Below are 14,598 nucleotides of genomic sequence, written 5' to 3'. Positions count from 1 at the left end.
GGGCCGTGCCGTTGGAGGACGGCGTCGAACAGGAGGTTGGTGCCCATCGACAGGGCTGCGATGAGCAGGGCGGGCACGACCACGGCCCAGGGCTGGAGGAACAGCCCGGTGCGGTTGCGGTCGACCATGACCGCCCAGTCGGCGGCGTCCGGCTGTACGCCCACGCCGAGGAAGGCGGCGGTCGCGACCAGGTAGAGGGCTCCGGTGAGCCGGATTCCGGCGTCGGCGGCGAGGGTGCGGCGCATGGAGCGGGCCACGTACCCGACGGCCGTGCGCCACCAGGATTCGCCCTGCATGCGCAGCGCTTCCACGGCCGGCCGGGACGCGATCTCGACGGCCGCCGCGTGCACGACCCGGGCGGCGTCGGGTACGGCGGCCAGGCCGACCAGGACGGTGAGTCCGGCGGGTCCCGGGGTGAGGGTGGCCGCGACGAGCAGCACCAGCAGGAGTGAGGGGACTGCGATGACCACGTCCAGGGGGCGCATCAGAGTCTCTTCCAGCCAGGTGCGGCGGGTGAGGGCTGCGGTGAGGCCCAGCGGGATGGCGACGAGGTAGGCGAGGGCGGTGGCCGCGATCGCCACGAGTACGACGGAGCGACCGCCGAGGAGCACCTGGTGCCATACGTCGCGTCCGCTGAAGTCGGTGCCGAGCCAGTGGCCTTCGGAAGAGGCGAAGGAGACCGAGCGGGGACCGGACGGGCCCGCCACGAAGGGTCCCACCAGGGCGAGCAGGACAGGGAGGCCGATCAGCACGAGGGCGAGAACGGACCTCGATGGTCTTTTCTGCTTCATGCCGCCACCTCGGACCGGGGTGCGAAACGGCGGGCGGCCAGGTCGGCGGCGAGGTTGACCGCCACGGTGACGATGCCGAAGACGACGGCCATGCCCTGGACGACGGGGAGGTCCCGGGCGGCGACTGCCTCGATGAGTACGGTGCCGAGGCCCGGAATCACGAAGAGTGCCTCCACGACGATGACCCCGCTGAGGAGCCAATCGCAGGTGCGGGCCAGTTGCTGGATGGCGGGGGCGAGCGCGTTGGGCAGGGCGTGAGTCCAGATGATCCGGGTGCCGGAGACTCCGTAGCGGCGGGCCTGGGCGACGTACGGCGATGCCATCGCGTCGATCATCCCGGCGCGCACGAGGCGGCTGATGGTGCACACGGGCCGCGAAAGGAGGACGACGACGGGCAGGACCAGGACGGCGGGCTCGGTGAACACATCGGCGCCGGCGGCGGTGGGCGGCAGCCAGCCCAGCCACAGTCCGAAGAGCGTGGCGAGCAGGACCCCGACGGCGAATTCCGGTACGGCGTGCACGGCGAGGGTCAGGGCGCTGACGGTCCGGTCGAGCGGGCCGCCCTCGCGGCGGGCCGCCAGGACCCCGAGGCCGACCGCGAGGGGGACGAGCAAGGCGAGGGTCGCGGCGGCCAGGAGCAGGGTGGAGCCGAGTCCGGCGGCCAGGTAGCCGGTGACGGGCCGTCCGGTGACCAGTGAGGTGCCGAGGTCGCCGTGCAGGAGGCCGGCAACCCAGTCGGCGAGGCGTTCGGCGGCGGGCCGGTCCAGGCCCATCGTCTCGCGGATGCGGGCGATACGGACGGGATCGGGCTGGTCCCCGGCGAGCGCGACGGCCGCGTCGCCGGGCAGCGCCTCGGTGAGGGCAAAGATGAACAGGACGACGGCCGCCGTCTGCCCCAGGCCGAGGAGCAGGCGACGGCCGATCCATGAAAGGTGCGGTGTCACGCGAGCCAGATCTTGTCGAAGCGGGCCCAGTCGAGGGTGTTGGCGGGGGCCTGCTTCGACACCCCGTGAACCTTGGGCACGGTGGCGATGATCCAGTCGGCGAAGCCCCAGATCAGGAAGCCGCCTTCGTCGTACAGGCGGCGCTGCATCCGCTCGTAGAGGGCGCCGCGCTGGGTGACGTCGCGGGTGGACTGGGCCTGCTGGTAGAGGTCGTCGAAGTCCCTCTGCTGCCACTTGGTGGCGTTGGTGGTGGAACCGGTCAGCAGCCGCTGCGAGATGTGGGACTCGATGGGCATGGCGCCCGAGCGGTAGGAGGCGAAGGTGCCGGTGTTCAGGATGTCCTTCCAGTAGGTGTCCTTGTTGCCGACCTTGATCTCGACGGTGACTCCGGCCTTGGCGGCCTGCTCCTTGAAGATGCCGGCGGCCTCGACGAAGCCCGTGGCGGCGGGGGCCGTGTCGAGGGTGACCTTGAGGCCCTCGGCCCCGGCCTCCTTGAGCAGGGCGCGGGCCTTGTCGAGGTCCTGGGCGCGCTGCGGAAGGCCGGCGGGATAGTACTGGTATCCCTTGCCGAACAGGTCGTTGCCGATCTCGCCGGCGCCGGAGAGGGCCCCGTCGACGAGTTCCTTGCGGTCGGCGATGAGGAAGAAGGCCTGGCGGACCCGGGGATCGTTGAACGGCGGGCGGTCCGTCTTCATGACGAAGCCCTGCATCGCACTGCCCGGGAGGCGGACGATGTCGATCTTCCCCTTGCCCTCGTGGGTGCGGGCGGTGGCCGGGTTCAGCTCGTGGGCGTACTCGACCTGACCACCGAGCAGGGCGCTGACGCGTGCCGACTCCTCGCCGGCGACGACGAATTCGAGCTCCTCCAGGTGGGGGCGCCTTCCCAGTAGGCTTCGTTGCGCCTGACGACGAGGGAGCTGCCCGGCTTGAAGGAGACGAAGGTGAACGGTCCGGAGCCGATGGGCTTGTCGAAGGCGGTGGCGTCCTTGGGCACGATGTACGCGCCGAAGGCCGCGAGGACGTTGGGGAATTCGGCGTACGGGCGCTTGAGCTTGAACTCGACGGTGGACAGGTCCACCGCCCGGCTGGCGTCGAGGTCGATGGGCTCCATGGATGCCTTGGCGCGGAAGGTGCCCTTCGGGTCCGCGATCCTGCGGTAGCTGTAGAGGACGTCTTCGGCGGTGACCGGCCTGCCGTCGTGGAAGGCGGCCTTGCGCAGGGTGATGCGCCAGGTGTCGAGGCTCTCGTTGGGCTCCCAGCGCTCGGCGAGCCTGGGGACGGCGGCGAGGTCGGCGCCGAAGTCGGCGAGCTTGTCGAAGAGGGCCTTGGCGCGGGCGGCGTCGACGAACAGGTTGGCGGCGTGCGGGTCGAGCGTCTCGTTGGCGCCGCCACCGGCGAAGGCTGCGCGCAGCTTGCCGCCGCGCTTGGGGGCTCCCTCTGCGGCGTTCTTGGCGTCCGGGGTGGTGGCGCCGGTGCCGCAGGCGGCGGTGAAGGCGAGGGCCGTGGCGCCCGTGGCGATGAGGAAGCCTCTGCGGGCGAGGCTGGAGCGGGCGTCGTTCATGCGGGGGTGTCTCCGTTGCTGGGGTGGGGCGTGAGCCGGGCGATGAGGTGGAGGCGGTCGGCACTCGTGGTCCCGTGCGGGGCCTCGTCTTCGCTCCACGGCGGGTCGGTGCGGGGGCCGGGTCCGTCGTGCAGCGCGAGGACCTCGAACCCGGCGGTGGTGAGGAAGTACCGGAGTTCCTGCGGGAAGAGGAGCCTCCAGGCGGAGTGCTGCTCGTCCGCGAGGGAGCCGTCGTCGGCGGCCCAGGTCCTTCGGCGGCGCAGGAGTTGTGCGCCGTGGTCGATCCACAGGGTGGTGTGGGAGGTGTACGTGGTGCCGCGCCAGGCAAACGAGGCGGTGCGCGGGCTGTCGAGGAGTTCGGTGCTGCCGAGGAAGAACGCCCCGTTGCGCATTTCGGCGACGAGCAGCCCGCCGGGGGTGAGGTGGGCGCGGCAGCGGGCGAGGAAAGCGGTGAGGTCCTCGTTGGTGTGGCAGTAGAGCAGGGCGCTGTCCAGGCAGACGATGGCGTCGAAGGTGGCCCGGAGGTCGAAGTCCCGCATGTCGGCCAGGTGGTAGCCGGGGCCGGGGTGGTGCGTGCCTGCGTGGGCCAGCATGGCCTGCGAGGTGTCGATTCCGGTGACCTCGCGCCCGGCCCGGTGGTGCAGCCAGGCGGCGTCGCGGCCGGTGCCGCACCCGACGTCGAGCACGCGGGGACCGGCACCGTGGCGGGCCAGTACGTCCTCGGTCCAGCGGGCGGCGAGCCGTTCGGGGTCGGGGAAGCGTTCCTCGTAGAGCGCGGGGTGGTCGGTGAGCAGGTTGCCGCTGGTCATCGGGTCTCGCTTCGGGGGCGTGCTGGGGTTCGAGGGGGTAGGGGGTTCGGGGCCCGGTCGGCGGACAGGGCTCGTCTTCGGTGCAGGTGCGCCACGGCCGCTGCCGAGGTCAGGCCGAGCGCGAGGCAGCAGATGTACGGCAGCCAGGTCAGGCCGGTGTGGCCGGCGGTGTCCATGGACCAGCCGATGGCCGCGCTGCCGGCAGCCGCCGCGATTCCGGAGACCGCGTAGAAGAGGCCGTAGAAGGTGCCGGTCAGGCTCGTGCGCCCGAAGGCCGGTATCAGCTCCATCACGAAGGGCTGGGCGACCATCACACCGATGTGCAGCAGCAGGGCCCCGGCGAGCACCGGCAGGAGGCGCAGGGGGTGCGCGGTGGAGGTGCCCGCCACGAGCATCGGGGGCAGGAATCCGAGGCCCATGACGCCCAGGCCGGTGGCGATCCAGCGCCCCCGGCTCCCCCGGGCCTTCAGGGCGCGGGTGATGCGCAGCTGGAACAGCAGGTTGGCGACGGTCCCGGCGAGGAAAAGCAGGCCGACCGAGCCGCCCCAGCCGGAGGCATCGGTCGCCGCACGGGGCAGCAACAGGTACAGCTGGTTCTCCAGGCCGTACATGCCGACCATGGCGAGGGAGAACGCCAGGAACCGGCGGTTGCCCGCGGCCTCGCGCCAGTCGGCGAGGACGCTGCTGTCGGGGGCCGGTACCTCACCAGCCGGCAGCACCAGCAGCTGAGCGAGGGTCAGGACGGCGAACACGCCGGCGGCGGTGACGGCTGCCGCCCGGAAGTCCACCAGCAGCAACAGGGTGCCGAGCAGCGGGCCGAGCAGCGCCCCGGTGGTGGCGAAGACGTTGAACAGGGCGAACGCCTCCGCCTTGCGCTCCCCGGCCTCCTGGGCGACGTACGTCCGCACGGCGGGGTTGAACAGGGCCCCCGCCAGCCCGCTGAGTATGGACGCGGCGATCAGCAACGGCAGGCTGTCGCCGAGGGCGAACAAGCCGAATCCCACCGTGCGCAGGGCGCAGCCCGCGATGATCACCCCGCGGGCTCCGAGCCGGTCGGCGGCCGAGCCGCCGATCAGGAACAGGCCCTGCTGGCTGAGGTTGCGCAGGCCCAGGACGACGCCGACGACGGCGGCCGACAGTCCCAGGTCGTCGGAGAGGTGGGTGGCGAGGTACGGGATCAGCAGGTAGAAGCCGGTGTTGACGCCCAGCTGGTTGACCAGGAGCAGTCGCACGGCGAGGGGGAAGCCCCTCATCGAGCTGAGGATCTTCACCTGACGACCGCCATGTGGGTGCGCCGGACTCCCAGTCCGGCCCGGTCAGCGGCCCGTACGGTGCCGTCCGTGCCGCCGATGCCGGTCCAGGGGTCGTCGGCGAGCAGCAAGTGCCCGTCGAGGTCCACCCAGCGAGCCCGGTCGGCGAGGTGCACGGCGGGTGCGATGCCGAGCGAGCTGGCGGTGAGGCAGCCGAGCATGAGGTCGGTGCCGCTGCCGCGCAGTGCGTCGTGGATGCGCAGGGCGGCCCGTACACCGCCGCACTTGGCGAGCTTGACGTTGACTCCGTGGACCCGTCCGGCGAGGGCGACGGCGTCCTCGCAGGAGACGGCGTCCTCGTCGGCGATGACGGGTACCGGTGACTCCTTGGCCACGCGGGCCAGGGCGTCGGGGCTGCCCGGCGCGATCGGCTGCTCCACGGCGGTGACGCCGAACTCGGCGAAGCGCGGCAGCAGGTCGATCGTCTGGCGTTCGGTCCAGGCCCCGTTGGGATCGAGCAGCAGACTCACCCCGGGAGCTCCGACCTGCACCGCCCTCACCCGGGCCAGGTCCTCCTCCGGATCGGGCGATCCGGCCTTGATCTTGATGACGGTGAATCCGCTCAGCGCGAGGCGGGCCGCCTGTGCGGCCGCCGGTACGGGCGGCACGATGCCGATCGTGCGGGCCGTCTGCGCGGCCGGTGCGGAGTGCGTACCCAGGAGCTGGTGGGCTGGCCGGCCCGCCCGCTTGCCGACCAGGTCGAGCAGGGCCGCCTCCATCCCGGCGAGCACACCGGCCGGCAGCTTCCGGCAAGCCGACCAGCGAGTCGGCCACGTGTTCGTCCCACGCGGTCTCGGGGTCGGGAAGGTGTTCGACGGCGGGGCGCGCCATGGTGAGGTGCCGGACGATGCGAGCGGTGGGCAGGCCGAGGTAGTCACTACTGACCACCTCGCCCCAGCCGGTCAGGCCGCCATGCTCGAGCGCGACCCAGACCGCGTCGCGGCAGGCCATCACCGAGCGGGAGATGCGCAGCGGCTCAGCCAGTTCCAGCTCGGTGGTGTGCCAGGTGAGTCTCATGCGCCACCTCCCCGCGTCGGCGCGGGCAGGTGCGGCCGAGCGGTTGCGCGCGGGCCGACGACCGTGCGGCAGCGGGTCCAGCCGATGGCCTCGGTCGCGTGCGGGTGCGCGATCTCCAGGGGGCGGAGGGCGAGTTCGGCCCGGTCGAGGCCGTGTGCGTGGCAGAAGTCGTCGTCGTAGACGGTGCCGAGGTAACGGTGGGGACCGTCGGGGAACACGGTCGCCACGACCGCCCCGGCCTCGACCCTGGCGGCCCAGGCGGAGACCAGGGCGACGGCTCCGGTGCTCCAGCCGCCGCTGACGAAGCTGGTACGGGCGAGCCGGCGGCAGGCGTCAACGGCTTCGGCCGGGCCCACCCAGTGGACCTCGTCGAAGGCATGGTGGGCTACGTTGCGCGGGTGGATGCTGCTGCCGAGCCCGCGCATCAGGCGGGGGCGGGCGGGCTGCCCGAAGATGGCGGAGCCGACGGAGTCGACGCCGATCACCTTCAGGCGCGGCCAGCGGCGGCGCAGCGGGCCGATGAGCCCGGCGCTGTGGCCGCCGGTGCCGACGCTGCACACGAGTACGTCCAGGTGGTCGAGCTGCCCGCAGAGTTCGGCGGCCATGGAGAGGTAACCGGCCGCGTTGTCGGGGTTGTTGTACTGGTCGGGCCAGTAGGCATCCGGGATCCGGGTCAGGACCTCGCGGAGCCGGGCGATACGGGCGGCCTGCCAGCCGCCCTCGGGGGCGGGCCGCTCCACCAGCTCCAGCTGTGCGCCGTAGGTGCGGAGCAACTGCCGCATGGACGGTTCGAGTTCGCGATCGCCGACGAGAACGACGGGATGTCCGAGAGCCTGTCCCGCGAAGGCGAGGCCGATCCCCAAGGTTCCGGAGGTGGATTCGACCACGGTGGCGCCCGGGCGGAGTTCGCCGCGCTGCCGAGCACCGCGCAGCATGGACACGGCGGACCGCGCCTTCATCCCACCGGCTCCGAGGCACTCGAGCTTGGCCCAGAAGCCCGGGTGGGCGTAGGGCAGTTCCGTACGGATCCGGGCGAGCGGGGTGCGGCCGACCAGCGTCAGCAGCTCCGGGTTCGTGCTGTGAGCCGGGGGGCGGTACAGCGGGGGTGCGACGGTCACCGGGTGCCTCCGTAGCGGTGGATGACTCCGGGACCGCCGTCGAGCCAGAAGAAGGGGTAGGGCTCGGCGGACACGGCACTGACCCCGGCGCCCAGGAAGCGTGGGAGGACCGCGCTGCCGGTCTGGGCGAACATGACCAGGGGCTTGCCGGTGGCTCCGGCATGGTCGAGCAGCGGCTGGAAGGTTCCGTTCCCGAGGGTCATGCCGGAGGCGAGGACCGCGTCGCAGTGCTCCAGCTCCGCGAGGGCATCGGTCCGTACGGGCTCGCCCCACTCGGTGGTGCCGCCCTTGAGGTCGCAGGGCACATAACCGGCGCCGCGCTCGCGCAGCTGTTCCAGCAGGGAGTTGACCACTCCGATGACGAGGACCCGGCGGATCCCGGTCACCGGCAGCAGATCGACCACGGCGCGAGCGCGGGCTCTGGACCTGTGCAGGGAGCTGCCGGCCGGCAGGGCGTATGGGCGGGCGCCGTGATCGGGAGTGTGGGGGCGTACCCGGCTCAGGTACGCGTCGAGCGCGGCGACCCGCACGGGAAGCATCGGGTGAGCGAGGAGCTCGGCGACCGAGGCTCCGACGCAGTCGTCGAGTGCCGCCGCGGGCAGGGCGCCCGGCTCCACGGCGCAGGATCCGACGGCCGCGTCCAGGCGCAGGCTGAGCACCTCGTTGCGGTATCCGCTGCTGCGGCCTGCGTGCCGGACCGCCTGGGCGGTGGTGAAGGCGAGCGCGATGCGTTCCTGGGCGGGGTCGGGTCCGTAACTCCCGGTGCAGACCGCCTCGATGAGCTGGTCGATGGTGCGCACGGCGGGCTCGTGCAGGGTGGGCGCGGTCATGCGGGCACCGCCGACGGCTCGGCCGAACACTCTTCAGCCGAACCCTCCTCATACGTGGGGTGCAGGTGCGCGATGAGCCGCTCGGCGGCCTCGCGGGCCCCGCATCCCCGGGTGTCGGCGGTCATGATGTGGCCGAGGTACTCGTTGTTGCTGGTCGCGGCACGTACGGCGCGGCCGGGCTCGGCGAGGGTGAATTCCAGTACCCCAGGCTGCGCTCGGACCTCGTCGGCACCCTGGATGCCGGTGAGGGTGCCGGTGGTGTCGGGGAGCAGAAAGGCGATGGCGGCGCTGTGCACGCCGGTCGGGCGCGGCGTGAGGTCGGGCGTGCGGCCGAGGGCGACGTCCACGCAGGCGGCGGCCAGGTCGATGCCCGTCACGTGCCGGACGAGTTCGGTGATCCGGTTACCGGCGGGCCGGGGGTTGACCTCGACCACCTTGGGACCTCTGGCGTCAGTTTGATCTCGGTGTGGCAGACCACGCGGTCCAAACCGAGGGCTTTCACGGCGGCCACAGCCGTGTCGACCGCTCCCCCTCCGACTCCGGTGCGATGCCCGCCGGGAACATGTGACCGGTCTCGATGAAAGCGGGCGCTCCGCCGATGCTCTTGTCCGTGACACCGACCACGCCCGTGACACCGCCGAAGGAGACGGTCTCGACGCTGACCTCGGGACCGGTGAGCAGTTCTTCGACGAGGACGGACGGCGTACGGTCCTGCCCGCGCGCGTTGACCGGGAACTCGGCCAGCGCCCGGCAGGCGAGTTCCAGCTCCCGCTCGTCGCGGACCTCGCGGACCAGCATGCCGGCGCACAGGTCCACGGGCTTGACCACAAGGGGATAGCCGATCTCCCGGGCGGCGGCCGCGGCCTGCGCCGTGTCGGCACAGTGCGCGAAGCGGGGGCCCGGCACCCCGGCCTCGGCCAGTACCCGGCGGGTCAGGTCTTTGCGGCAGGCTCCCTCGATGGCTTCGACGGTCGGACCGGGCAGGCCCAGCCGGTCGGCGATCCGGGCCACGGCCGGCAGGTAGTAATCGCAGGAGGAGACGACCCCGTCGAAGGCGAGCACCGCGTGCAGGCGTTCCAGGTGGGGCAGCAGCTCATCCATGTCGTTGGTGTCCGCGGTGATGATGTTGCGCGCGGCCAGCAACGGGTGCGGGCCGGCGGACCCGGCGCCCCGCAGGTAGTGGTGCAGGTCCCGGGTGACGAAGGTGAACTCGTGCCCGCCCTCCCCGATCGCCCTGGGCAGCAGCCTGCTCATCGACCCCACCCAGCTCTCGACAACCAGCAGATGCGCCAAGGGACTTCCTCTCAAAAATGCCGTCAGGACGTGGGGGTATGGCTGCGGCGCGGACCGCGTGACGGGAGGCGTCCGCATCGAACGAGGAGGAAGTTACCCGAAATCGTTTTCATTTCCAATAGAGCGGATTTCCGGTAGCCTGCCGCTCACGAGACCGGAGTGCTGGAAGGGAGCCACCGAGCCATGAGAGACCTGACGCAGGGCCAGGAGACCGGGCCGTACGTGGTACGGCACGCCAGGCCCGAAGACACACACGGCGCGCGGAGCGTCATGCTCGACACGTTCTACCGGGAGTTCGACTACGGGTACGTACCCCAGTGGCACGACGACGTCGTCGACATCGACAGCACCTACCTCGCGCACCCACGCCACACCCTCGTCGTGGCCGCCCTGGGCGAAGAAGTGGTCGGCACCACCGCGCTGAACTCCCGGGGCCCTGCACACCCCCCGCACCCGCGCTGGCTCGCCGAGCGCTACCCCTCGGGCCGCACGGCGCAGCTCCTGCGGGTGTACGTACGCCCGGACCACCGCAGGCACGGGCTGGCGCGCGCCATGGTCAGGACGGCCTGCGAGTTCGCCGCCGGCGTCCCCGGCTACGACACGATCTACCTGCACACGAACGTCGACATCCCGGGCGCTGAGGCCTTCTGGCGCAGCATCGCCGATGAGGTCTGCGACGCCCGCGCTACGGGCGAACACGGCGGCTACGGGACGGTCCACTTCGAAATCCCGATCCCCGTCGCGGCGACCGTCAGCCAGCTCAGCGGCTGACCAGGCCGATCAGATGGAGGCCGCACGCCAGCCGTGATTCTGCCGGACCCCGTCGGCAATACCGTCTGGGAGTGGTCCTGGCCGCCACCCGCCGAGCCTGGCCGAGCTCCCCGGCCGCACAGGAGCTTCCGCCGCCCTGACGGGCCGCGGCCGCACCGCCATCCGGGCGGTGAGCGAACACAGTTCGCGCCGGCGTGCGCCGGTGGCAGACTGCTGCCTTGATCGCGGGCACGGGTCCGCGGGCGTAAAGGGGGATGCGTCATCGTGCGCAAGGTGAGGTGGGCGGCCGCGGCCGCCAGTGCAGTGCTGTTGATCGCGGGGTGCGGCAGTGAAGGCGATTCGACTCAGGGACATGACGGTGACGCACCGTCAGCCAGCGGCTCCGCCCCGGCCAAGGCGGGTTCGGGCGGCAGCCTGGACGTCGAGGCGGTGAGGAAGGAGATAGAAGCCGCCGCCACGGCGGCCGGGTTCACCGCGAGGCAGCCCGCGGACGACGTCCCGCCGGGCCTCAAGTCCTGCACGGTCAGATGGCAGGCGGACGGCGCGAAAGCCACCGACTCGAGGAAGTCCTACGACACCACGGTCACCGCCCTGGTCAACGGGGGCTGGAAGGAGAGCAGGAGCCACGAGGAGGGGCAGTCGGTCGACAAGGCGTTCAACAAGGGCGGCTGGAACATCAGGGCGTGGCACCACCCCCAAGGCCGGGTGGATGGGACGGACTGGGTCAGCTTCATCGCCGTCGACACCGGGCCCGCATGCGAGAAGCCCTTCCAGGAAGACCTGGCGAACAAGACGACGAACAAGCAGTAGTCCCGGTCGCGAACACGAGGCAGGCCAGGGGGCGCGGGCATGGGCCCGTGACTCCCGGCAGCTGCTGGCGATCAACCCCTATTCACTTCACGTACGTGCCCTTGAGCTACGGCGGGTGCCCTTCCCCGACGCCTTCAGCACGCCCGAAGTAGTCCAGGGAGGTGTTGTTCGGGTCCAGTGCCACTCCCCTGCAGCTCGTCGAGTCGAAGATGGCGGTGACGTCGATCCACTAACCGACGTCCTCGCCCCACTCGATCGTCTGGGACTCGCTGTCGCAGCTGAAAGTGCTGGGTCCAGATGCGTGGCCTTCGCAGCGGCCACGGTCCGCACCGGAGGCGCCGAAGCGGAAGCCTCCGCCTCGCGGCTTCCTCCGAGCCACCGGAGCACGCCGCCACCCCCGCCAACGCCGACACCTGCCGCGACAAAGCACTGGGAGCAAGCGACCTCTCACTCCTCGGCGTACAGGAACTCCGGCCCGTAGGTCTTCCCGCTGCCGTCGGGCAGCTCCAGCTGAACGAGCTTCCGCGCCTCGGTGCGCATCCCGCCCATGTGGCCGATCGCCGGGAACAGCATGTCCGAGTCACCCGTCAGCCAGGCTGCCTCCAGCGCCCGCAACATGGCGCTGAAATGTGTGTTGAACGCTGCGAGCACCTGCTGAACCTCGGGCGTGGGCGCGTTCAGCCCGCCATTTGCCCAACCGCCCTCGGGCACCCGCCCCATGGGGAAGGCCGGAGGCAGCGGGACATCGTCGCCCTTGAAGTCCCAGACGGCCGGATTCTCCGACACCTTGATCAGCTTCTTGCCGCGGAACATCTCCCGGAACACATAGAAGTGCGCCAGCTCGCCGGGCTTGCCGGGGAAGGGGTTCTCGGGTGAGGCTGAGGTGCCCTCGCCCTGCTCCTTGATGATCCCGATCGCGGCTCGCACCTTCTCGATGCTGTCGAGTGGAACGATCTTGTTGCCCTGGCCGTGGCTCTCAAGGGAGAAGTCGATCTGCCGGTCGCCGCTGATCAGGTGCTGGTGTACCTCGAACGCCTCTTCGATCGCGGTATAGAAGGCCCCGATGGTGGCGAAGGTCCCGAACTGGGCGACCGGGTGATCCGGGCGCTCGATCTCGGAGAACATCTCGACCGAGTCCTTGGTCAGCCCCTCCAGGAAGACGATGAGTTCGGGCCGCACGCCCCCCGGCAGCGCGTGCTCGTACTTCGGCACCACCTTGGGATCGGCGAGGACCGGCGTCCCTCCGATGGTGGTGAGCATGTTGCACACCAGTCCCATATGGGTCATCTCATCGAAGATGATCTCCCGGATGTTCTTGGCAACCGCCGTGTTCGATTCTTTGATCGACCACAGGGCACTCGCGTACGGACCGATGGTCGCGATCTCCACCATGATCGCCTGCTGAAGGGAGTTCTTCAGCCACTCCGCATCGCGGTCCGCCGGGAGAACGCCCAGCAGCTCGACGATGGCGTTGCTCTCATACTCAAGGACCTGGGTCATGCCACACCTGCCTCATTTGTATACAGACAGGATGAAACGCTATCCGTCCGGCAAGGCGGGGCGAGCGAGGTGCGGGCGAGCCCCCGGACGGTTCACCCGATCGGGGCAGGCCGCCCAGTTGCTGCCGCTATTGGACGCCGTCCCAGCGATTCGGGGCCTGCGAGGACGCCCCCGCTGCAAGCCCCGGCGCCTGTATGCCGATCGGTGCAACGACTTCGACAAGTACCGGCTCCTGCTGTGGAAGCGTGGCATCAAGTCGATGATCGCCCGAAGCGGCGTCGCACACGGCTCCGGACTGGGCAAGGTGCGCTGGGTCGTCGAGCGCGCCTTCGCCTGGCAGCACCAGTTCAAGCAGCTCCGCATCCGCTACGAACGACGCGCGGATCTGCACCAGGGCCTGCTCGAACTGGCCTGCAGCCTCATATGCCTTCGCCGCCTCCGAACTTCATTCTGAAAGATCAGTAAAGGGCGATACGCCGGAGTCGGTAGCAGGGTAGCGAAGCCGGGTTCCTGCCCTTGGGGGCTGCACTCAGGTGAGGTCGAAGGTGCCGTTCGCGGAGCCGTCCCAGTCCGATGCCTCCGTGAGCGAGAGGGTTCCATTCTCTGCCTCGACGACTCGCACCATGATCCCGCCGCGATCCTCGCCGGGAAACGCAATGGAGAAGTGGGGATCCATCTCCATGAGGAAGTCCCAGCCCTCGCGCTGGGTCGTGTCGAGGGCGTTGGCATGCTGACCGGTTGCCCGCAACCTGCCGACCGCGTCGACAGTGACGGTGATGTCGATGTCGTACATCTCAAGGCAAGTCGAGTGATTGGCCCACCATTCGAGGCGGGCCTGACCCACGAATCGATCCATGAGCACACTATGCACGGCGCCTAGGCCGGACGGGCGAGTCTGTGAAGCTGCCCGCCGTCGTGGGTCAGGCCGCGAGACAGAGTTGCATGGGGCAGACCGGACAGGTCCTCGCTTCAACCGGCTGCGCCTGATATGCCTTCGCCGCCTCCGAATTTCATTCTGCCCATCGGCTCTGTCGGTCGACCTGGCCGGAGGTGCTGGGCGAAGGCAGCCTTGACGAGGGTGGAGGCGCTGAGCTTCTTCTTCTGGGTGATACGGCGGGTCATGAGGGTGATGGCGGCCCAGGTGATGAGGGCTTCGGAGTGTTGGACGAGCCGTTCACAGTCGCGGGCGTGTCGGTGTGCGTGCATGAGCCGGGCCCGCCGAGGTCCTGTGCGTCCTCGACCACAACGGCGAACGCAACCACCTCCGCGCGAGCCCGTGACCATCGCGATCGCCAACGCCCGGGACGCCACGGGTTCTCATGAATGATCAGATGCGAGAGTTCTGCGAACCCCTCCGGGCGGTCACGCTTCCCCAGGTCGCCGTTCGCAGAACCCCTGTCAAAAGCCAACGTGCCTTATCGGTCTTGGACCCTCACCGGGGCATGGCCCCATGAGCGAACGAACGATTGCGCTGGTCACCGACGCGAACAAAGGAATCGGGTACGAGACCGCCGCAGGCCTCGGCGCCCTCGGCTGGAGCATCGGCGTCGGCGCCCGCGACGATCAGCGCCGTACGACCGCTATGGCGAGACTGCGCGCGGCCGGCGTCGACGCGTTCGGCCTCCCACTGGACGTGACCGACGGCGCGAGCGTGACCGCCGCCGCACGACTGATCGAGGAACAGGCCGGACGCCTCGACGTGCTGGTCAACGACGCCGGCATCACCGGCGGTATGCCGCAGGAACCCACCCGGGTCGATCCCGCCTTCGCCGCCTGCGGAGGGACCGATCTCCCCCACGTCTCGGTCGACAAGCCCCCGCAGATCGTTGGCAGCCTCATCGACG

9 protein-coding genes and 7 pseudogenes are annotated in these 14,598 nt (G+C 70.4%); 4 read left to right on the top strand and 12 right to left on the bottom strand.

Annotation, left to right across the window (positions count from 1 at the left end):
• Positions 1-8: 8 nt before the first annotated feature.
• The 9 genes and pseudogenes from JIW86_RS38990 to JIW86_RS38950 all read right to left on the bottom strand — a co-directional run.
• Positions 9-791 (bottom strand): annotated as a pseudogene (locus JIW86_RS38990) (ABC transporter permease); the annotation flags it as partial.
• Positions 788-1,735, bottom strand: a complete 948-nt coding sequence (locus JIW86_RS38985) for an ABC transporter permease (RefSeq protein ID WP_257559028.1) — start codon at positions 1,733-1,735, stop codon at positions 788-790. The pseudogene JIW86_RS38990 and the gene JIW86_RS38985, both read right to left, overlap by 4 nt.
• Positions 1,732-3,296, bottom strand: a pseudogene (locus tag JIW86_RS38980) (ABC transporter substrate-binding protein). The gene JIW86_RS38985 and the pseudogene JIW86_RS38980 overlap by 4 nt, the downstream one beginning before the upstream one ends.
• Entirely contained in the window at positions 3,293-4,105 is an 813-nt protein-coding gene (locus JIW86_RS38975) for a class I SAM-dependent methyltransferase (RefSeq protein ID WP_257559027.1), read from the bottom strand. The pseudogene JIW86_RS38980 and the gene JIW86_RS38975 overlap by 4 nt, the downstream one beginning before the upstream one ends.
• Positions 4,102-5,358: an MFS transporter gene (locus tag JIW86_RS38970; RefSeq protein WP_257559026.1), complete on the bottom strand. Its 1,257-nt coding sequence runs from the start codon at positions 5,356-5,358 to the stop codon at positions 4,102-4,104. The genes JIW86_RS38975 and JIW86_RS38970 overlap by 4 nt, the downstream gene beginning before the upstream one ends.
• A gap of 14 nt (positions 5,359-5,372) precedes the next feature.
• A pseudogene (locus tag JIW86_RS38965) lies at positions 5,373-6,432 on the bottom strand (dipeptide epimerase).
• Entirely contained in the window at positions 6,429-7,550 is a 1,122-nt protein-coding gene (locus JIW86_RS38960; protein ID WP_257559025.1) for a PLP-dependent cysteine synthase family protein, read from the bottom strand. Before JIW86_RS38960 ends, JIW86_RS38965 begins: the two are co-directional and overlap by 4 nt.
• On the bottom strand, positions 7,547-8,380 hold the full coding sequence (locus JIW86_RS38955; RefSeq protein WP_257559024.1) for a Rossmann-like domain-containing protein: 834 nt from the start codon (positions 8,378-8,380) through the stop codon (positions 7,547-7,549). The genes JIW86_RS38960 and JIW86_RS38955 overlap by 4 nt, the downstream gene beginning before the upstream one ends.
• A pseudogene (locus tag JIW86_RS38950) lies at positions 8,377-9,673 on the bottom strand (ATP-grasp domain-containing protein). Before JIW86_RS38950 ends, JIW86_RS38955 begins: the two are co-directional and overlap by 4 nt.
• A gap of 183 nt (positions 9,674-9,856) precedes the next feature.
• On the opposite strand from JIW86_RS38950, the gene JIW86_RS38945 reads away from it, so the two are divergent.
• Positions 9,857-10,444 carry a GNAT family N-acetyltransferase gene (locus tag JIW86_RS38945; protein WP_257559023.1) on the top strand — a complete coding sequence of 196 codons (588 nt, stop codon included), beginning with the start codon at positions 9,857-9,859 and terminating at the stop codon, positions 10,442-10,444.
• Positions 10,445-10,708: 264 nt separating this feature from the next.
• Positions 10,709-11,254, top strand: coding sequence for a hypothetical protein (locus JIW86_RS38940; RefSeq protein WP_257559022.1), 546 nt, complete (start codon positions 10,709-10,711; stop codon positions 11,252-11,254).
• Between the two features lie 447 nt (positions 11,255-11,701).
• On the opposite strand, the gene JIW86_RS38935 is transcribed toward JIW86_RS38940, so the two are convergent.
• A complete protein-coding gene (locus JIW86_RS38935) occupies positions 11,702-12,754 on the bottom strand; it encodes a ferritin-like domain-containing protein (protein ID WP_257559021.1) in 1,053 nt (350 codons plus the stop codon).
• A 115-nt stretch (positions 12,755-12,869) separates the two neighbouring features.
• On the opposite strand from JIW86_RS38935, the pseudogene JIW86_RS38930 reads away from it, so the two are divergent.
• Positions 12,870-13,208, top strand: a pseudogene (locus JIW86_RS38930) (transposase); the annotation flags it as partial.
• Between the two features lie 75 nt (positions 13,209-13,283).
• Here the strand turns inward: JIW86_RS38930 and JIW86_RS38925 are convergent.
• Both JIW86_RS38925 and JIW86_RS42275 read right to left on the bottom strand, forming a co-directional pair.
• Entirely contained in the window at positions 13,284-13,610 is a 327-nt protein-coding gene (locus tag JIW86_RS38925) for a hypothetical protein (RefSeq protein ID WP_257559020.1), read from the bottom strand.
• 245 nt (positions 13,611-13,855) lie between these two features.
• A pseudogene (locus tag JIW86_RS42275) lies at positions 13,856-13,969 on the bottom strand (IS5/IS1182 family transposase); the annotation flags it as partial.
• A 235-nt stretch (positions 13,970-14,204) separates the two neighbouring features.
• Between JIW86_RS42275 and JIW86_RS38920 the strand changes: the two are divergent.
• A pseudogene (locus JIW86_RS38920) lies at positions 14,205-14,516 on the top strand (SDR family NAD(P)-dependent oxidoreductase); the annotation flags it as partial.
• Between the last annotated feature and the right edge of the window lie 82 nt (positions 14,517-14,598).

Source organism: Streptomyces sp. NBC_00162 (assembly GCF_024611995.1).
GTDB lineage: Bacteria > Actinomycetota > Actinomycetes > Streptomycetales > Streptomycetaceae > Streptomyces.
The sequence above is the reverse complement of the archived record's forward strand: the minus strand, read 5'-3'. Positions and strand labels throughout refer to the sequence as shown.